This window comes from Cupriavidus sp. F041 (genome assembly GCF_057814235.1).
In genome coordinates this window covers 1141907-1159442 of sequence record NZ_JBVASY010000002.1, presented here as the reverse complement: position 1 = coordinate 1159442, position 17536 = coordinate 1141907, and the positions used below count along the sequence as shown (strand labels likewise).

Annotated in this window: 17 protein-coding genes and 2 tRNA genes; 4 read left to right on the top strand and 15 right to left on the bottom strand. The window is 64.5% G+C overall.

The features are described 5' to 3' along the window. Nucleotides 1-339: 339 nt before the first annotated feature. The 5 genes from ACZY0R_RS22480 to ACZY0R_RS22460 form a co-directional block, all read right to left on the bottom strand. Nucleotides 340-416, bottom strand: a tRNA-Val gene (locus ACZY0R_RS22480). Between the two features lie 42 nt (nucleotides 417-458). Then, nucleotides 459-535 (bottom strand) — tRNA-Val (locus ACZY0R_RS22475). A 21-nt stretch (nucleotides 536-556) separates the two neighbouring features. Next, nucleotides 557-2779, bottom strand: a complete 2223-nt coding sequence (locus ACZY0R_RS22470; RefSeq protein ID WP_045240057.1) for a RelA/SpoT family protein — start codon at nucleotides 2777-2779, stop codon at nucleotides 557-559. A 15-nt stretch (nucleotides 2780-2794) separates the two neighbouring features. After that, nucleotides 2795-3157 (bottom strand): RidA family protein, encoded by a 363-nt coding sequence (locus tag ACZY0R_RS22465; RefSeq protein ID WP_276288267.1) that lies wholly within the window; start codon nucleotides 3155-3157, stop codon nucleotides 2795-2797. 57 nt (nucleotides 3158-3214) lie between these two features. After that, nucleotides 3215-4099, bottom strand: coding sequence for an alpha/beta fold hydrolase (locus ACZY0R_RS22460; RefSeq protein WP_488861320.1), 885 nt, complete (start codon nucleotides 4097-4099; stop codon nucleotides 3215-3217). Nucleotides 4100-4299: 200 nt separating this feature from the next. On the opposite strand from ACZY0R_RS22460, the gene ACZY0R_RS22455 reads away from it, so the two are divergent. Both ACZY0R_RS22455 and ACZY0R_RS22450 read left to right on the top strand, forming a co-directional pair. Then, nucleotides 4300-5076: a 3-hydroxybutyrate dehydrogenase gene (locus ACZY0R_RS22455; RefSeq protein WP_488861318.1), complete on the top strand. Its 777-nt coding sequence runs from the start codon at nucleotides 4300-4302 to the stop codon at nucleotides 5074-5076. Nucleotides 5077-5093: 17 nt separating this feature from the next. Continuing rightward, nucleotides 5094-5567 carry a DUF411 domain-containing protein gene (locus tag ACZY0R_RS22450; protein ID WP_488866105.1) on the top strand — a complete coding sequence of 158 codons (474 nt, stop codon included), beginning with the start codon at nucleotides 5094-5096 and terminating at the stop codon, nucleotides 5565-5567. Between the two features lie 108 nt (nucleotides 5568-5675). On the opposite strand, the gene ACZY0R_RS22445 is transcribed toward ACZY0R_RS22450, so the two are convergent. Then, a complete protein-coding gene (locus tag ACZY0R_RS22445) occupies nucleotides 5676-6314 on the bottom strand; it encodes a CoA transferase subunit B (RefSeq protein WP_045240053.1) in 639 nt (212 codons plus the stop codon). 11 nt (nucleotides 6315-6325) lie between these two features. Next, nucleotides 6326-7027, bottom strand: a complete 702-nt coding sequence (locus ACZY0R_RS22440) for a CoA transferase subunit A (protein ID WP_045240052.1) — start codon at nucleotides 7025-7027, stop codon at nucleotides 6326-6328. A 173-nt stretch (nucleotides 7028-7200) separates the two neighbouring features. Here ACZY0R_RS22440 and ACZY0R_RS22435 point away from each other — a divergent pair, with 173 nt between their 5' ends. Continuing rightward, on the top strand, nucleotides 7201-7746 hold the full coding sequence (locus ACZY0R_RS22435) for a PAS domain-containing protein (RefSeq protein ID WP_441627303.1): 546 nt from the start codon (nucleotides 7201-7203) through the stop codon (nucleotides 7744-7746). Nucleotides 7747-7759: 13 nt separating this feature from the next. On the opposite strand, the gene ACZY0R_RS22430 is transcribed toward ACZY0R_RS22435, so the two are convergent. From ACZY0R_RS22430 to ACZY0R_RS22400, 7 genes are all read right to left on the bottom strand, one after another. Next, complete coding sequence (locus tag ACZY0R_RS22430) at nucleotides 7760-8158, bottom strand: acyl-CoA thioesterase (RefSeq protein ID WP_488861315.1); 399 nt, start codon at nucleotides 8156-8158, stop codon at nucleotides 7760-7762. A 72-nt stretch (nucleotides 8159-8230) separates the two neighbouring features. Further along, on the bottom strand, nucleotides 8231-8947 hold the full coding sequence (locus ACZY0R_RS22425; protein WP_488861314.1) for a hypothetical protein: 717 nt from the start codon (nucleotides 8945-8947) through the stop codon (nucleotides 8231-8233). Nucleotides 8948-9102: 155 nt separating this feature from the next. Further along, a complete protein-coding gene (locus tag ACZY0R_RS22420) occupies nucleotides 9103-9798 on the bottom strand; it encodes a DUF2968 domain-containing protein (protein WP_488861312.1) in 696 nt (231 codons plus the stop codon). Nucleotides 9799-10046: 248 nt separating this feature from the next. After that, entirely contained in the window at nucleotides 10047-11075 is a 1029-nt protein-coding gene (locus ACZY0R_RS22415; protein WP_488861310.1) for a DctP family TRAP transporter solute-binding subunit, read from the bottom strand. Between the two features lie 128 nt (nucleotides 11076-11203). Beyond that, complete coding sequence (locus ACZY0R_RS22410; protein WP_276289816.1) at nucleotides 11204-12508, bottom strand: TRAP transporter large permease; 1305 nt, start codon at nucleotides 12506-12508, stop codon at nucleotides 11204-11206. Further along, a complete protein-coding gene (locus ACZY0R_RS22405) occupies nucleotides 12505-13113 on the bottom strand; it encodes a TRAP transporter small permease (protein ID WP_488861308.1) in 609 nt (202 codons plus the stop codon). The genes ACZY0R_RS22410 and ACZY0R_RS22405 overlap by 4 nt, the downstream gene beginning before the upstream one ends. 349 nt (nucleotides 13114-13462) lie before the next feature. After that, complete coding sequence (locus ACZY0R_RS22400; protein ID WP_045240045.1) at nucleotides 13463-14248, bottom strand: SDR family oxidoreductase; 786 nt, start codon at nucleotides 14246-14248, stop codon at nucleotides 13463-13465. Between the two features lie 345 nt (nucleotides 14249-14593). On the opposite strand from ACZY0R_RS22400, the gene ACZY0R_RS22395 reads away from it, so the two are divergent. Continuing rightward, the gene (locus ACZY0R_RS22395) at nucleotides 14594-16279 is read left to right on the top strand and encodes an electron transfer flavoprotein-ubiquinone oxidoreductase (RefSeq protein WP_045240044.1); all 1686 of its coding nucleotides are present in this window, start codon (nucleotides 14594-14596) and stop codon (nucleotides 16277-16279) included. A gap of 643 nt (nucleotides 16280-16922) precedes the next feature. Here ACZY0R_RS22395 and ACZY0R_RS22390 read toward each other — a convergent pair. Beyond that, on the bottom strand, nucleotides 16923-17408 hold the full coding sequence (locus ACZY0R_RS22390) for a hypothetical protein (protein WP_488861306.1): 486 nt from the start codon (nucleotides 17406-17408) through the stop codon (nucleotides 16923-16925). Nucleotides 17409-17536 lie beyond the last annotated feature (128 nt).

The following is a 17536-nucleotide window of genomic DNA, read 5'->3' as shown; positions in this document are numbered from 1 at the left end:
GGGCAATGCCTCCGGCAAGCGAATGAAAAGCATCTTATAGCGCCGGGCTCATGCAACAGGCATGGACCATGCAGCGGGGATTTCACTCGGTTGCACTCACCGGCGACCGAGCAGGATATCAGGGAGCCAAGAAGCGACAGACGAAAAAAAACGCAGCCAAGGCTGCGTTGTTTTTCGATTTAACCCCAATCCACCGGGTCCGAAGGCGCACCTCGACTACTGTCGCTAATTAGCGGTAGTAGTTCGCGGTGTCTTGAACATGGCGCCTTTTCCGTTCCAGGTTGTCGGGATTGAACCGGACTGCTTCGGTACTGCTTGCTACTTCTTACTGCTATGCGTTGGTAGGCTCGATTGGACTCGAACCAACGACCCCCACCATGTCAAGGTGGTGCTCTAACCAGCTGAGCTACGAGCCTATGGTACTACTTGAACTTCACTACTTCTTACTGCTTATGCGTTGGTAGGCTCGATTGGACTCGAACCAACGACCCCCACCATGTCAAGGTGGTGCTCTAACCAGCTGAGCTACGAGCCTGCGGAGAACGAAAGTATAGCATCACTTTCTTTTCGCCTGCAAGACCCCCACCACATCTTCTATCAATCCGAGTGCGCGCTGCAGTTGCGTGGCCTCCGAAACCTCGGCGGTGAACTGCATCCGGGCAACGCCTTTGCTCGATAGCGTCTTCACGCCGGTGACGTTGATCTTCTCGCGCGACAGCACCTCCGAGATGTCGCGCAGCAGCCCTTGCCGGTCGATCGCCTCCACGTGAATGTCCACCGGATACACCGCATCGCTCCTCTTGCCCCACTCGGTCTGGATCACGCGCTCAGGCGCGCGCGCCGAAAGCTGGCCGAAGGTGTGGCAGGTGCGGCGATGGATGGAAACACCGCGCCCGCGCGTGACGAAGCCTACGATCTCGTCCGGCGGCGCCGGCTTGCAGCACTTGGACATCTGCGTCATCAGCGAATCCACGCCTACCACCAGCACGCCGCTCTTGGCGCCGCGCGCCACGCTGGTGGCGCGGCTCTTCTTGGTGACGGCCTCTTCTTCGCTCTGCACCACCGCGGCTTCGCCTTCGGGGTGCCGCAGCGCCTGCTCCACGTGGCGCAGGCTGAATTCATCCTTGGCGACCGCGGCGAACAGGTCGTCCGGCGTCTTGAAGCCAAGCCGCGTGGCGAGGTCATCCAGGTTGACGGCGGTCTTGCCTTCGCGCTGCAGGGTCTTGTCGATCAGCGCGCGGCCCTGCGACATGGTCTCCTGCGAATCGAGCGCATTGAACCAGGCGCGTACCTTGGCCCGCGCGCGCGGGCTGGCCAGGTAGCCCAGCTCCGCATTGAGCCAGTCTCGCGACGGCCCACCCTGCTTGACAGCGATGATATCCACCGTCTGGCCGTTCTTGAGCGGCGTGTTCAGCGGCACCATGGTGCCGTCCACGCGCGCGCCGCGGCAGCGATGGCCAAGATCGGTGTGCAGGTAATACGCAAAATCCACTGGCGTGGCGCCCTGCGGCAAGGCCACCACGCGCGCCTGCGGCGTCAGTACATAGATGTGGTCGTCGATGGCCGCATGCTTGAGCTGCTCCCACGGCGACTCGTCGTGCGCCACGGAATGATCGGCATCGTCCTTCCAGGCCAGCAACTGGCGCAACCAGGCGATCTTCTCGTCGTAGCGCTCACTGGCCGAGAACTGCCCGCTGTAACCTTTGGAGCCGGCCTCCTTGTAGCGCCAGTGCGCGGCCACGCCGTACTCGGCGAAGTGATGCATCTCCTGGGTGCGGATCTGCACCTCGAAGGCGCGCCCGTCGTCGCCGATCACCACCGTGTGCAGCGACTTGTAGCCGTTCGACTTTGGCCGGGAAATATAGTCATCGAACTCGCGTGGGATCGGCTGCCAGATATGGTGCACGATGCCCAGCACGGTGTAGCAATCCTTGATGTCGTCGACGATCACGCGGAAGGCGCGCACATCGTAGAGATCGGCAAAGTCGAGCTCCTTGCCACGCATCTTCTTCCAGATGCTGTAGATATGCTTGGGGCGGCCGGTCACTTCGGCGCGGATGTCCGCCGAAGCCAGCTCGGACTGGAGCCGCGCGATGGCGCTCGCGATATAGCCCTCGCGCTCGATCCGCTTTTCGTCAAGCAGGCGCGCGATGCGCTTGTAGGTGTCGGGCTGCTCGAAGCGGAAGGCCAGGTCTTCCAGCTCCCACTTCATCTGCCAGATCCCGAGCCGGTTGGCCAGCGGCGCGTAGATGTCCAGCGTTTCGCGCGCCACGCCGGGCAACGGCTGCGCCTTGGTCTGCGCCAGCCAGCGCAACGTCTGCAGGCGCGAGGCCAGCCGCACCAGCACCACGCGGATGTCCTGCGCGAAGGCCAGCAGCATCTTGCGCAGCGCTTCCACCTGCTCCTGCCGCGCGGCGATTTCGTCCTTGGTGGTTTCGGGCGCGCCGCTGTGGCCCACCGCGATCGCACCGATACGCAACAACTGCCTCACGCCCTTGACGAGCCCCGCGACCTCCTCGCCAAACAGCGGCTCGATTTCCACCTCGCTGCCGGACACGAACGCCGCCAGCGCAAACAGGCAGGCCGCCGCGCGCGCGGCATCGTCGACACGCAGCCCGTCGAGAATGCGCAGCATGCCCTCGGCATGCGAGAACACGGTTTCGCCGGTGGGCAGCATCGCCTCGCTGCCACGCTCGCGCACGAACGCCAGGGCGCGCTCCACCAGCCCGGAATCGGGCGTGCCGGCAATCTGCCCGGTCAGGTCAGTCGACGTCACCATCTCGCTGCCCCAACCTCACTTGAGCGCGGCGGTAACCACCACTTCGATCAAGTATTGCGGATTGGCCAGGCGCGCCTCCACCGTGGCACGCGGGGGCGTATTGCCCTGCACCACCCATTCATCCCAGACCTCGTTCATGATGCCGATCTGGTCGACGTCGGTGAGAAAGATCTGGCACGACAGGATCCGGCTCTTGTCGCTGCCGGCTTCGTTCAGGAGACGCTCGATATGGCCCAGCACCTCGCGGGTCTGGCCGCGCAGATCCGCGCCGGGATCGACCTCCGGCACCTGGCCGGCGAGGTAGACCACACCGTTGTAGATCGCGTATTCGGACAGGCGCTTGCCCACATGGGCGCGCTTCAGTTCACTGGTACTCATGGCAATACTCTAGTTATCGGTAAGACATCAAACATCGGATCCGGGCCGCGGCCGGCTTCAGGTCGCGCCCAGGAAAAATTGCTTGGCAATGGCCACTTGCGCGGGATCGATGAACGTCGGGGCGTGCCCGACGTCCGGCACCTCCACCGCGCTCACGTCGCGTCCGCGCGAGACCATTTCCGCCACCGTCTCGCGCGTCAGCAAATCGGACTGCGCGCCGCGCACCACCAGCGTCGGCGCCTGGATGGCCTCGAACATGTGCCACAGCGCCGCTTCGCCGGCAGTCACCTGCTCGGGCGTGGTCTCGCGGAACGGCAGCGCCATCGCCGGATCGTAATGCAAGCCCCATTCCAGGCCTTCCACGCCCTGCACCGGCTTGAGGATGGCGCCGTTAAGCTCGCGCCACTGCTCGGGCGTGTGACGGCCAAAGGACGCGCTGATGGTCTGCAGGTAGGCCAGGCCTTCCTCGAAGGTCTTGAAGCGCACCGGCAGGCCCAGGTAGGCGCCGATCCGCTCCACCGCCGAGGCGGCGATGCGCGGGCCCACGTCGTTGAGCAGCAGCTTGCGTACCGGCGTCTTGGGCAACCCCGCCAGCCCCATGCCGATCAGGCCGCCCATCGAGGTACCGAACCAGTCGACCTGCTCCACATTGAGCCGGGCGATCAGGGTGACCATATCCGAGACGTACTGCGGCACCACGTAGCGGCGCGGGTCCGCTAGCCAGTCCGAGCGGCCACGCCCGACCACGTCGGGGCACACCACACGGTACTCGCCGCACAGCGCGGCGGCGACGGTGTCGAAGTCGCGGCCGGTGCGGGTCAGGCCATGCACGCACATCAGTACCCTGGGATTGGTGGGATCGCCCCACTCGTGATAGGCCATGCGGTGAAGACCCGCCGGGCTGATGCACTGAACGAAGCCGAGGCGCGGGCTGACTGACATCTGAACTCCCTGGCAAGACGGTAGCAAGAACGGCACCGCCAACAGGCGGTGCCCGGGTTGGGCAAAGCTGGATTGTACGCTGCAGCAGTTACAATGCCACAGCATCCGGGTTCGCGCCGCCATGCCTTTGCCGCTGGCGGACGACAGCCTGTTCACGCAGTCCAATCCCAACATCAAAATCTCCCGACGGAGGGCAAAACATGCTCAAAGGCAAGACGGCGCTGGTCACGGGCTCCACCAGCGGTATTGGTCTCGGCATCGCGCAGGCACTCGCCGCGCAGGGCGCCAACATCATCGTCAATGGCTTCGGCGACGCCGACGGCGCCAAGCGCGAGATCGCGCAGTCCGGCGCGGGCATCCGCGTTGGCTACCACGGTGCGGACATGAGCAAGTCCGCGGAGATCGAGGACATGATGCGCTATGCCGAAACGGAATTCGGCGGCGCCGATATCCTCGTCAATAACGCCGGCATCCAGCACGTGGCAAATATCGAGGACTTTCCGCCCGAGCGCTGGGACGCGATCATCGCCATCAACCTGACCTCCGCCTTCCACACCACCCGCCTGGCGCTGCCGGGCATGAAGCGCAAGGACTGGGGCCGCTTCATCAATATCGCCTCCGCCCACGGACTGGTCGCGTCGGCACAAAAGTCCGCCTATGTCGCGGCCAAGCACGGCATCGTCGGGCTGACCAAGGTGACGGCCCTGGAAACCGCGCAGACCGGCGTCACCGCCAATGCGATCTGCCCGGGCTGGGTGCTGACGCCGCTGGTGCAGAAACAGGTGGAAGCGCGCGCCCAGAAGGACGGCATCCCGGTCGAGCAAGCCAAGCATGAACTGGTGATCGAGAAGCAGCCTTCCGGCCAGTTCGTTACGCCCGACGAGCTTGGCGCGCTGGCCGTGTTCCTCGCCAGCGACGCGGCCCGGCAGGTGCGCGGCGTGGCCTGGAACATGGATGGCGGCTGGGTGGCGCAATGAGCGCACCAGCACAAACCATGCAACGGCGCGGCTTTCTCCGCACCCTGGCCATCGGCGCCACGGTCTCGCTAGGGCTGCGTGCCGGCGCCAGCACCGCTGCCGCCCCGCTCGCCATCGAGGTGTACAAGAGCCCGCAATGCGGCTGCTGCGAGGGCTGGGTCGAGCACCTGCGCGCGAACGGCTTCGCCGTCATCGTGCGCGACGTGGAAGACACCGGCGTTTATCGTGCCCGCTTTGGCATTCCCGAGCGCTTCGGCTCCTGCCATACCGGCCGTATCGCCGGCTACGCGGTCGAAGGGCATGTGCCGGCAGCCGACATCAAGCGGCTGGTGGCCAGCAAACCCAAGGCCGCAGGCCTGGCGGTGCCGGCCATGCCGGTGGGTTCGCCGGGCATGGAACAGGGTTCGCGCAAGGATCCTTTCGATGTCCTGCTGGTCCGCGCGGACGGTGGCGCCTCGGTCTTCGCCAGCTACAACAAGCGCCGCGCCTGACGAAGCCACGGCAGCGCCGTCCAGCAAAAAAGCCCCGCGAACGCAAGCTCGCGGGGCTTTTTCATTGCCACTACGCGCCCGCCACGAAGGCCGGCGCGGCAAAGCGCATCAGAGCAGCGGCGCGCCTGTCTTGCTCTGGATCTCTTCGCGGCTCACGCCCGGCGCCGTTTCCACCAGCTTGAGGCCGGCTTCAGTCACGTCGATCACGCCGAGGTCCGTGATGATGCGGTTGACCACGCCCACGCCGGTCAGCGGCAGCGCGCACGACGCCAGGATCTTGATGTCCTCGGTGCCGTCCTTCTTCTTGGCCGTGTGTTCCATCAACACCACAACGCGGCCCACGCCTGCCACCAGGTCCATCGCACCGCCCATGCCCTTGACCATCTTGCCCGGGATCATCCAGTTGGCCAGGTCGCCCTTCTCGCTGACCTGCATGGCGCCCAGGATGGCCAGGTTGATATGGCCGCCGCGAATCATCGCAAAGGAATCCGCCGAAGAGAAGATCGACGAGCCCGGCAGCGTGGTCACGGTCTGCTTGCCGGCATTGATCATGTCGGCGTCGACCTCGGCCTCGGTCGGGAACGGGCCAATGCCCAGCAGGCCGTTCTCGGATTGCAGCCAGACTTCCATTCCCGCGGGAACGTGGTTGGCCACCAGCGTCGGCAGGCCGATGCCCAGGTTCACGTAGAAGCCGTCCTGCAGTTCGCTAGCGGCGCGCGCCGCCATTTCGTCACGTGTCCATGCCATGATGTTTCTCCTTAGCTGGCGGCACGCACGGTGCGCTGCTCGATGCGTTTCTCGGGATTGGCGTTCAGCACGATGCGCTGCACAAAAATGCCCGGCGTGTGGATCTCGTCCGGATCCAGCGTGCCGGTATCGACCAGGTGCTCGACTTCGACCACGGTGAACTTGCCGGCCATCGCGCACATCGGGTTGAAGTTACGCGCGGTGCGACGGAACACCAGGTTGCCGGCGCGGTCCGCCTTGTACGCCTTGACGAGTGCCACGTCGGCGGTCAGCGCGCGTTCCATCACGTACTGCTGGCCATCGAATTCGCGGATTTCCTTGCCATCGGCAACGATGGTGCCCACGCCGGTCTTGGTGAAGAACGCGGGGATGCCCGAGCCGCCGGCGCGCAGCTTCTCGGCCAGCGTGCCTTGCGGGGTGAACTCCAGCTCAAGTTCACCGGCCAGGTACTGGCGCTCGAACTCCTTGTTCTCGCCCACGTAGGAAGAGATCATCTTCTTGATCTGGCGCGTGGCGAGCAGCAGGCCGAGGCCAAAACCGTCCACGCCGGCGTTGTTCGAGATGCAGGTGAGTTGCTTGGCGCCGCTGTCGCGCAGGGCGGCAATCAGCGCCTCCGGGATGCCGCACAGACCGAAACCGCCAACCGCGATCGTCTGGCCGTCGCGAACGACGCCCGCGAGCGCCTCCGCGGCGCTGGCATAGACCTTGTTCATGTTTGCTCCTTCCTCGGTGATTTCCTGTCATTGCGCCCGCCTCCGGGTGATGCCGGCGAGTCACGCAGGGAAATTGTAACGGTACAATCGGACGGAGATCGCCCGATTGCCGACTGCCCGACAGCATACGCAAGCGCCGCAGCCCGCGCCAATACGTACAATTACATAAGCAAATGCCCGCTATCGACTACCAGACCGCTTTCCAGCTCGCCCCAGTCGGCCTTGTGCTGTCGCGCGAGCGCATGATCGAGGACTGCAATGACGAGCTTTGCCGCATCTTCGGCACCACCAGGCAGGCCCTGATCGGCGAGTCGTTCCAGGTACTCTATCCCACCGCGGATGAATTCGAGCGCACCGGTGCGCGGATCGTGCCCATCATGAACGCCAAGGGCACTTACTCCGACGAGCGCATCATGAAGCGCGCCGGCGGCGAGCTGTTCTGGTGCCATGTCACCGGACGCTCGCTGGATCGCCAGCAGCCGCTGGGCGCCGGCATCTGGACCTTCGAAGATCTCTCGCAGAAGCGCCCGGTCACCGCCGAGCTGACGGCCCGCGAGCGCGATATCGCCGCGCAGCTGGTCGACGGCAAGACCAGCAAGCAGATCGGCAAGCTACTGTCGATCAGCCCGCGCACGGTGGACATCTACCGGGCCAGGCTGATGAAGAAATACGGCGCCCATACCTCGGTGGACCTGGTGCAACGCCTAGTCAACCACTAGGGGCGCGGAACGCCTACGCCATCAGCGCCCGGATCGCCGGCGGCACCGGTACCGATTTCTCGGCATCATAGTCGCACCACACCACCTTGGCGCCGCCCTCCGCGTACACCACATCGGGCTGGTCGGTGCGGCGGATCTCCATGCGGGTCTCGAAGCTGGTGCGTCCCGGCTCGCCGGCAAACATGCGGCACTCGATATCGCCCGGATAGCGTAACTGCCTGATGAAGGCCATGTGCGCGTTGATGATGACCGGGCCGCAACCGTTGGCATCCTTGCCGCCGTGGCCGAGCGACTCGAACCACGCAATGCGCGCCTGCTCCAGGTAGCGGAAGTAGACCGTGTTGTTGACATGGCCCATCGCGTCCATGTCGCCCCACCGGATGGGCATGAGGAGTGTGAATACGGGTTTCATGGTCCTGAGCCTACCACGGGGGCGCTTCGCTTCCATCGGCGGAAACGACGGTTCGCGCCTGGTGCGCCCGCCTTAGTCGTCGGTCAGCCGGGCATGGCCGTGCAATTCGAAGCGCATGTCAGGCGGCACGAAAGCGACTGCGCTCGGGCGCAAGTCGATATCCGGGCCGCCCGAGGCCGGCAAATCGGCCGCCTCGCTGCGCGGCTGCGTCTGGCTGTCGTTGCCACTGGCCGAGGGCACGAACCGGACCGGAGCGGCATACGGCTGCCTCCGCGTGGCCGCATTCGCAGCCGGCGTCACCGGGCTGGCTGCCGTGGCCGTAGCACCCCTTTCGTCCGCCATCGGCCGGCCGCTTTGGGCGACCACGACGGGATGAGGCACGGCGACCGGCTCGGGCTCGTGGCTGGCGAGTTCCGCAGGCAAGGGAGCAACGGAATCCGGCGGGGCGGGAAAGTTCTGCACGTCTGCCGCCGCCGCAGTTTCCGGTCGCTGGACGGTCACGGCTTGCAGCCCGGTGGTAGCGGGCGCGGGCAATGGCGCCGGAGCCATCAGTAGTACCGTCACAAGCCACGCCGCCACGACAGCCAGGCCGTCGCCAAACGCGCCGGCGGCCAGCCCGCGCAGGCGCACGCGACGCAACGCCAGCGCATGCGCAGGACCGGTGGCCGCGACATGCTGCTTGACGGCTGCGGTACGCAATGCCGCCAACGCATCACGCACATCGAACTCCGTGCCCCACGGGGGCGGCACATCAAGATTTGCGGACGATGGAAGAATGGAATAGGACACGGGGACTCACCTCTGCAGCGCAAACGCGACCCGGCCTCGCGGCCTGTGCGGGCGAAACTGGTCTGGGGGGAAATCATAGCGCTACGGACAGACAGGGAAATTCAGACAATTCTGCTTTGGCGTTCGGAAATTTCAGCCAGGCAGGCGCAAACGGCTTATTGGTGGCGCGCCGGACGGTCGCTCCCCGGCACCCCGGGGATGACCAGCCCGGAATCCGTCAGCGACGACTCCATGCGGCGAATCTGCTGCTGCAGCTGCTCCAGGCGGATGCGCGAGGCACGGCTCTCGATTTCCGCGCTCTGCACCTCGACGCGCGACACCTTCTGCTCCTCGGCGATGCGCTGGCGCTGCGCCTGCATCACGCGCACGTCTTCGTTGAGCGCGTTTGCCCGCGCCTCGCTCTCTTGCAAGGCCCGGTCAAATGCGCGTTTCTGCGATGCCAGCACCTGCCGGCGGATATCGTCCTCCGCCCAGGCTGTGCTCTGCTGGGTCAACTGGCGGTAAGCCTGCTCCGCCGCAGCGAACGACTCGAAGCGGAAAACCCGCCAGAGGTTCTTCTGGTAGAACAGCGCCACGTAGCAGACCACCTGGTCGTCCGCAAGTATCAGCGTGGTGCCGTAATCGCCGTTGTAGCTGGTACGCAGTTCGCGCACGGCCTTGTCCCGCAGCCGTTGCTGCAGTTCCGCCACCAGCCCCAGCGAAGAGGCCGATGCCGGCAGGCTGTCCTGCGCCACCTGGACGGCAGGCGATGTTGCCTGCTCCATCGCGGCCTGCGCACCAGCCACGGACAGCAGCAGGGCTAGGCCCGTCAGGCGGGCAGGCAAGGAGGTACGGCGAGGCTTGTTCGGCATGACATTCCGGTCGGGACACAGGACGGGACCTTCTTGGGATCCCGGCCCGCCGCGCGCGCGGCAGGCTCACGGCGATGGAATTTCCATGCGCCGCAAAAGGCGCATTTTATCAAACAACCGGGAAATACCCGATATTGTGACAATTGCGATCATTTTGGCGACGCAATCCGTCCGCCAAAGGAAAACAAGGGCCGCGAACGGCCCCTGTTCTCCGTGCCCTCGCAGGCACCGCGATCCCTCCCTGCTGCTTAGCGCTTGGCGATCGAGGCTTCCGCCTTGCTGACCAGGTCGGTGCCGATCTGCTTCTTCCACTTGTCGTAGACCTTGGCCGTGGCCTTGCGGAAGGCATCGTGCTCGGCCGGCGTCAGTTGCGACACTTTCACACCGTGGGCTTCCATCTCCTTCCAGCCCGGCACGCCCGGCTCAACCAGGCCCTTGCGCGCCAGCGCGATTTCCTGCTTGCCGGCGTCGATGGCGGCCTGCTTGACGATCTCGCGGTCGGCCGGCGTCCAGCTTTCCCAAATCTGCTTGTTGACCACGAAGATCAGCGGGTCGGCCACGTAGCCCCAGGTGGTGACAAACTTCTGGCCCACCGTGTAGAGCTTGGCAGCGGCGAACACAGATTGCGGATTCTCCTGGCCATCCACGGCGCCCGAGGCCATGGCCGGCTGCGCGTCGGCCCAGCTCATCTGGGTCGGATTGGCGCCGAGTGCGTTGAAGGTCTCGATATACAGCGGCGAGCCCACCACACGCAGCTTCATGCCCTTTAGGTCTTCCGGCTTGCGGACTTCGCGCTTGGAGTTGGAGACTTCGCGGAAGCCGTTCTCGCCCCAGGCCAGCGGCACCACGCCCGACTTGTCCAGTGTCGCGAAGATCGATTTGCCGACTTCACCCTGGGTAAGCGCGTCCAGCGCCTTGTAGTCCGGCATCAGGAACGGCAGCGAGAACAGGTTCAGTTCCTTGACCTGCGGCGACCAGTTGATGGTCGAGCCGACCGCCATGTCGATCACGCCCTGGCGGATCGCCGAGAACTCGCGGGTCTGGTCGCCCGCCACCAGCGAGGTGCCGGGGTAGAGCTTGATATTGATGCGGCCGCTGGTGCGCTGGCGCACCAGGTCAGCCCAGATCTCGCCGCCCTTGCCCCACGGGAAGGCCGGGCCGAGCACCAGGGACATCTTGTACTCAGCTTTGTAGGCCTGCGCCATGGCGCCAGCGGGCGCGAGGGCGGCAGCGGCGATGGTGGCTGCCAGCGACAGCATCAAGGCACGACGTTTCATGGATTCTCTCCTCTCAGGATGTGTTGTGTTGTTGTGTGTTTCTTATGCACTGCGTTGAGCGTGGCTCATTGCGCGATCCCGCAAGCGAGCCGAGAAGCTCGCCCATGGGATCAACTTCCGATTCAGCTTCAATAACCGAGATAGTCCGGCAGCCACGTCGCCAGCGGCGGATAGGCCAGCACCATCAGCATGGCAATGAACATGGCCAGCAGCATCCAGACCACCCAGGGCACGGTTTCTTCCATCCGCACGCGCGCGATCCGGCACGAGACCATCAGGTTCACCGCCAGCGGCGGCGTGAACTGGCCAAGCGCGACCTTGAGCGTCAGCACCACGCCGAACCACACCGGATTCCAGTGGAAGGCGTTGGCGATCGGCAGCAGCAGCGGCACGAAGATCAGGAAGATCGAGATGCCGTCGAGGAACATCCCCACCGTCATCAGCAAGGCCACGATCAGCGCCAGCACGCCGTACTCGCCCAGCCCCGAATGCGCGATGGCGTTGGCCAGCGGGTCGATCACTCCCAGCGTGGACAGCGCATAGGCAAAGATGCCGGCCAGCGCCACTACCAGCAGGATGACCGCGGAAGTCTCCGCCGCTTCCTGGAAGATCACGAACAGGTCGCGCAGGCCGATGCTGCGATAGATCACCATGCCGACGAACAAGCCGTACACCACGGCCACCACGGCAGCCTCGGTCGGCGTGAACCAGCCCGCGCGCATGCCGCCCAGGATCAGGAACGGGGCGACCAGCCCCCAGGCCGCTTCGCGCAGGCTCTTCCAGAACGGCGGCCGCGGCAGCCCGGCCTCGATGGCGCCCATATTGTGCTTGCGGGCCAGCCAGACGGCCGGCACGATCAGCGCCACACCGGCCAGGATGCCGGGGATCATGCCGGCGGCGAACAGCGCCGGCACCGACGCGCCAGGCACCAGCACGCTGTAGATGATGAAGGCAACCGAGGGCGGGATCAGGATGTCGGTGGCGGCGGCTGCGCCAACCACAGCCGCGCTGTACGCCCCGGGATAGCCGGCCCGCGACATGGCCGCGATCATCACGCCGCCCACCGCGGCCGCGTTGGCCGGGCCGGAGCCGGAGATCCCGCCCAGGAACATGGCCACCAGGATGGCCACCAGCGGCAGCATGCCGGGGCCGCGCCCGACGATGGCAATGGCGAAGGTCACGAGACGCTGCGCGACGCCGGAACGATCGAAGATCGAACCGACCAGCACGAACATCGGGATGGCCAGCAGCGGATATTTGCCCAGGCCGGCGTAGAAGTTCTGCGGCACGGCCAGCAGGCCGAACATCTGCGTATCCAGGTTGGACAGGCCGATCGCCACCAGGCCACCGAGGCCCAGCGACACACCGATCGGCACGCCAAGCATCATCAGGCCAAGAAAAACCACAAACAGGATGATCGCAACAAGGGTCATGGCGCGGACTCCGAAACGGGCACGCCATCCGCACGCTCGGCATGCAGGGCCTTGAGCGCGCGCAGGTTGCGTGCCGCCACGCCGAACGCCCGCAGCGCGATGGCGGCCGACAGCACCGGCAGCCAGACCGAGTACCACCAGCTTGGCACGCCGATGCCCGGCGAGGTCTCGCCAAACGTGTATTCGTCCCAGGCGATGCGCCCGCCCAGTACCGCCAGTGCGATGAACATCACCGCGACGGCCAGCGCCGACAATACGGCCAGGCGCCGCTGCCGAGCCGCGCTGCCGCGCTCGAAGAAAAACTCGATGCGGATATTGCGGTCGCGCGCCACGGCGGCGCTCCCTGCCACCAGGGCCAGCACGATCATCAGGAAGACCGAGAATTCCTCGGTCCAGGCAAAGGACTCATCGGTGAAATAACGGACCACCACATTGGCGAAGGTGATGCACACCAACAGCACCATGACGATCACGCCGACCCAGTCTTCGATCCGCGGCGAAACCTTGAAGCCGCTGTCCCCTTGCTGGCTGGCGCCAGTCTCGTCCGGCATGGCCGTGACGTCTTGCGGGTCGGCATCGCGCCGCCCCTCCCTATCTGCTTGCATCTCCCCGGCCTCCGGTCCGGTCCGCGCAGCGCTCTGGCTGCAGGCGGATATTCTTTGAATTATGTAAAGACTTAATCTCAAGACATGGCGGATTATGCCAAGACTGTGGAGCGTGCGGAAACTTTTGCTTGGTCCCGCAACCCGGCGCCGGCTGGACATGGCGCCCATGTACCCGGGGGGCTCGCGCTGCCTGTCGGTAACGGGCAATCCGGCAAGCTGCCAAAGCGCGTCGCACCAAGGGGACCGGATAAGCCCAGGGCCAGCGAACCGCATGCCTGCCCGCACTTATGGTGCGTGGCAGGACCTGCTTGCCGGCGAGCGGGCGTGGAGCCCGCCGCCGTTGACTCGGTTACACCATGCCGTCGTCGGCCGTGATGATCGCGCCGTTGATGAATGCGGACTGGTCGGACGCCAGCAGCAGGAGCAGGCCGTCCAGGTCCTCGGGCTTGCCCACGCGCTTGCGCGGCAGCATCTGGATCAGTTTCTGGCCCGCATCGGTGTCCCAGTGGTGGTGATTGATGTCGGTATCGATATAGCCGGGGCAGATCGCATTGACGTTGATGCCGTGGCGCGCCCATTCCAGCGCCATCGCCTTGGTCATATGCACCACGGAGGCCTTGCTCATGCAGTACACGCCGATCTGAGACAGCACCTTGAGCCCGGCCACCGATGCAATGTTGACGATGCGCGACTGCGGCAGCGGATTGCCGTTTTTCTCGGCGCCCTTGGAGCGCGCGATCATGCGCTTGGCCACTTCCTGGGCCACGAAAAAGGCACCCCGGGTATTGGTATCGAAGACAAAATCGAAATCGTCAGGGGTTACGTCGGTGAGGCGCTGGGTGGTGGAAACCCCCGAGTTATTGACCAGGATATCGATCGCGCCCGCCTCGGTCTCGGCATGCGCCACTGCGGAGCGGATGCTGTCGTGGTCGGTCACGTCCAGCTGCACCACATGGGCGCTGCCCCCCTCGGCTTCGATCGCGGCACGCAGTTCCTTGAGCCGCTCGGTCCGCCGCGACGCCAGTATCACTTTGGCGCCAGCCGAGGCCAGGACGTGGGCAAACCGCGTGCCCAGACCGCTCGAAGCGCCTGTCACCAGCGCGACCTTGCCTTCCAGATTGATCGACAAACCCATATTGACCTCGATGTTCGGGAGCCCCCCGCGCCGCCTGCCATGGCCGCGGCTACCGGGTGCTCCTCACGAAACTGCCTGGCTCAAATGGAAGGCAGCATATCAAAAAAAAGAACGGTCGTTCCAAAAAAAATCTTGCCTGACCATGGCGAGTCCCGGACAATGCCGGAGATTCTAAGAACTCGGGCTACAAAGGGAAAGAGGAAAAACACGCAGACCGGCACGATCGGCGCCTTCTGCGCCCCGCCCTTGCCCCCGGTTTCCCCCGATCATCGCATCCCCGGTACCGCCGAACACGGCATTTCCCACAATTGCGCGCAAGTTGCCAAGAATAGAGGGTTAGAGACAATGAATCAGCAACAGCTCCTGGAGCAGTACGGCCCCCGCGAGGCCATGGAATACGACGTTGTCATCGTCGGCGGCGGCCCCGCCGGCCTGGCAACCGCCATCCGCCTGAAGCAACTCGCGCAGGAGAAAGGCAACGAAGTCAACGTATGCGTGCTGGAAAAAGGCTCCGAACCCGGCGCCCACATCCTGTCCGGCGCCATCATGGACCCGCGTGCACTGAATGAGTTGTTCCCGAACTGGAAGGAACTTGGCGCGCCGCTGAACCAGCCGGTCGCTGAAGACAAATTCCTATTCCTCAACGAAACCGGTTCCAAGGCAACGCCGTCCGCCCTGCTGCCGGAATGCTTCCACAATCACGGCAACTACATCATCAGCCTGTCCAACTTCACGCGCTGGCTGAGCCAGCAAGCCGAAGCGCTGGGCGTGGAAATCTTCCCCGGCTTCCCGGCCGCCGAAGTGCTCTACAACGACGATGGCTCGATCAAGGGCGTGGCCACCGGCAATATGGGCATCAACAAGGAAGGCGAGCCCACCGAGAACTTCCAGCTCGGCATGGAACTGCATGCCAAGTACACCATCTTCGCCGAGGGCTCGCGCGGACACCTGGGCAAGCAGGTGATTTCGCAGTTCAAGCTCGATGCGGGCAAGGATCCGCAGAGCTACGGCATCGGCCTGAAAGAGCTATGGGAGATCGATCCCGCCAAGCACCAGCCCGGCCTGGTGGTGCACACGGCCGGCTGGCCGCTGGACCCGGCCACCTACGGTGGCTCCTTCCTGTACCACATGGAAGACAACAAGGTCGCGGTGGGCTTCGTGGTCGGCCTGGACTACACCAACCCGTGGCTGTCGCCCTTCGAGGAATTCCAGCGCTTCAAGACCCATCCTGAGATCCGCAAGTATTTTGAAGGCGGCAAGCGCATCAGCTACGGCGCCCGCGCCATCACGGCCGGCGGCCTGCTGTCGCTGCCCAAGACCGTATTCCCGGGCGGCGCCCTGGTAGGCTGCGACGCGGGCTACCTGAACGCCTCGCGCATCAAGGGCAGCCATGCCGCCATCAAGACCGGCATGATGGCCGCCGAGGCCGCATACGACGCCTTGCAGGCCGGCCGCCAGCACGACGAACTGACGGCTTACCCGACCGCCTTCGAAAACAGCTGGCTGTACAAGGAACTGCTGCAGGCGAAGAACTTCAAGCAGTGGTTCAAGAAGGGACGCACCACCGCCACCCTGATGACCGGTATCGAGCAATGGCTGCTGCCCAAGCTCGGCATCCGCAACCCGCCCTGGACCATCCACCGCGAGAAGCCGGACCACGTCTACCTCAAGCCGGCCGCCGAGTGCCAGCAGATCGCCTATCCCAAGCCGGACGGCAAGCTGACCTTCGACCGCCTCAGTTCGGTGTTCATCAGCAACACCAATCACGAGGAAAACCAGCCAGCCCACCTGACGCTGAAAGACGCCAGCGTGCCCGTCAACGTCAACTGGGACAAGTTTGCCGGCCCCGAAAGCCGTTACTGCCCGGCTGGCGTCTACGAGTTCGTGCAGAACGACGATGGCAAGGAACGCCTGCAGATCAATGCGCAGAACTGCGTGCACTGCAAGACCTGCGACATCAAGGATCCCACGCAGAATATCGTGTGGGTGACGCCGGAAGGCGGTGGCGGCCCGAACTACGTAGGAATGTAAGCTCGCCCCAAGGGCAATAAAAAACGGCACCCGATTCGGCTAGCCGTTCGGTTAAGGAGTTGATTAGGAGCCTTAGACAGCTCTAGAATGGGCCCCAGTCAACGACTGGGGCTCTTTTTTGTCTGAGGAAAAATCTCCTTCAGCTTCGGCAGGTTGGCCAGGGCGCTATCCGTCAACGGCGGCAGGCATCCAGGTCAACCATTGCAAGAACCCCAAATGCGCCAACTTCGGGGTGCCGCCGAAGCTTGATGTCCTGCCGCCTGGTCGAGGCCGGCGGCGCAATGGCGCACCTCCTTTGGGCGTGGGCGACTACGACCCAGACCATCTGGCCAAGCTGTTGGAAATCTACCGGGTCTACTTCAACTACTGCGAGGTTGGGGGAGACAAGAAAACGCCAGCCATGCGGCTTGGGCTTGCGCGAGGCCCTGTAGCTTCTGAAGATATTCTGTACTTCACGTCTCCGCCGCCGGACCGCCTGCGGGCGCCCCGTAGGACGGATGGGGCTACAAGCAAGTCCAGGATGTGAAAAAGCCCCTCTTGCTTACGCAAAAGAGGGGCTTCGCGAATGATGCCGGCGAACTCGCCGTTATCAACTCCTTTACCGAACGGCTAGCCCGATTCGGTGCCGTTTTTTTTTGCCAGTTCAGGCTTGCGGGCTCGATGTCGCGGGCAATGCCAGCGAATCGTGATAGCGCGGCTTGCTGTCTGGCACGTCCTGATACCAACCGATCACGTCGGCCACGCCGGCGATCAAGGTAATCAGCGCCGGGCCGGCGAGCGGCACCTGCCCGATGCCGTCGATCAGCGCCAGCACCACACCCGATACGCCACCGTCGAGGCTTGGCTTGCCGATAGCGGTGACCGAGGCGACTTCCAGGGGAGACATCGCCAGCAGGCCCACTCCGGCCCCATCCGAATCAGGACGGAACTCGCTGCCGCGGGCGAGGCTGTTATCCGGCTTGCTTTCGTTAGACCGGACGTCTAACCCAAGGAGACGTTCTTCCGCTGAAAATGCACGGGCCTGGCCAAGTCCATTCATGGCGTTGGCCGTGGCGGGCACGGCAACCGCAAGCAGGCAAGCCGAAATGGACGCGCAAAGGCTGGCGCCGAAGCGAGGGCTCCGCTTCATGATGTCTCCTCGTAATCGTGATTGGTCTGATCGGGACAAGCGGCTGCAATAACCGCTTTCTATTGCAGGGGACAGTAGAGACGGCCAGGGCGGGCGGGGCAAGGCTGGCGCTAGAAGATTAGCTCCAA

Excerpts from the sequence above, each read along its gene's own strand:
- ACZY0R_RS22430 (WP_488861315.1), bottom strand. The coding sequence starts at position 8,158 with ATGAAACCCGTATTCACACTCCTCATGCCCATCCGGTGGGGCGACATG.
- ACZY0R_RS22410 (WP_276289816.1), bottom strand. The coding sequence starts at position 12,508 with ATGACCCTTGTTGCGATCATCCTGTTTGTGGTTTTTCTTGGCCTGATG.
- ACZY0R_RS22450 (WP_488866105.1), top strand. The coding sequence starts at position 5,094 with ATGCAACGGCGCGGCTTTCTCCGCACCCTGGCCATCGGCGCCACGGTC.
- ACZY0R_RS22390 (WP_488861306.1), bottom strand. The coding sequence starts at position 17,408 with ATGAAGCGGAGCCCTCGCTTCGGCGCCAGCCTTTGCGCGTCCATTTCG.
- ACZY0R_RS22470 (WP_045240057.1), bottom strand. The coding sequence starts at position 2,779 with ATGGTGACGTCGACTGACCTGACCGGGCAGATTGCCGGCACGCCCGAT.
- ACZY0R_RS22465 (WP_276288267.1), bottom strand. The coding sequence starts at position 3,157 with ATGAGTACCAGTGAACTGAAGCGCGCCCATGTGGGCAAGCGCCTGTCC.
- ACZY0R_RS22420 (WP_488861312.1), bottom strand. The coding sequence starts at position 9,798 with ATGCCGAACAAGCCTCGCCGTACCTCCTTGCCTGCCCGCCTGACGGGC.
- ACZY0R_RS22395 (WP_045240044.1), top strand. The coding sequence starts at position 14,594 with ATGAATCAGCAACAGCTCCTGGAGCAGTACGGCCCCCGCGAGGCCATG.
- ACZY0R_RS22400 (WP_045240045.1), bottom strand. The coding sequence starts at position 14,248 with ATGGGTTTGTCGATCAATCTGGAAGGCAAGGTCGCGCTGGTGACAGGC.
- ACZY0R_RS22405 (WP_488861308.1), bottom strand. The coding sequence starts at position 13,113 with ATGCAAGCAGATAGGGAGGGGCGGCGCGATGCCGACCCGCAAGACGTC.
- ACZY0R_RS22455 (WP_488861318.1), top strand. The coding sequence starts at position 4,300 with ATGCTCAAAGGCAAGACGGCGCTGGTCACGGGCTCCACCAGCGGTATT.
- ACZY0R_RS22440 (WP_045240052.1), bottom strand. The coding sequence starts at position 7,027 with ATGAACAAGGTCTATGCCAGCGCCGCGGAGGCGCTCGCGGGCGTCGTT.
- ACZY0R_RS22460 (WP_488861320.1), bottom strand. The coding sequence starts at position 4,099 with ATGTCAGTCAGCCCGCGCCTCGGCTTCGTTCAGTGCATCAGCCCGGCG.
- ACZY0R_RS22435 (WP_441627303.1), top strand. The coding sequence starts at position 7,201 with ATGCCCGCTATCGACTACCAGACCGCTTTCCAGCTCGCCCCAGTCGGC.
- ACZY0R_RS22445 (WP_045240053.1), bottom strand. The coding sequence starts at position 6,314 with ATGGCATGGACACGTGACGAAATGGCGGCGCGCGCCGCTAGCGAACTG.
- ACZY0R_RS22415 (WP_488861310.1), bottom strand. The coding sequence starts at position 11,075 with ATGAAACGTCGTGCCTTGATGCTGTCGCTGGCAGCCACCATCGCCGCT.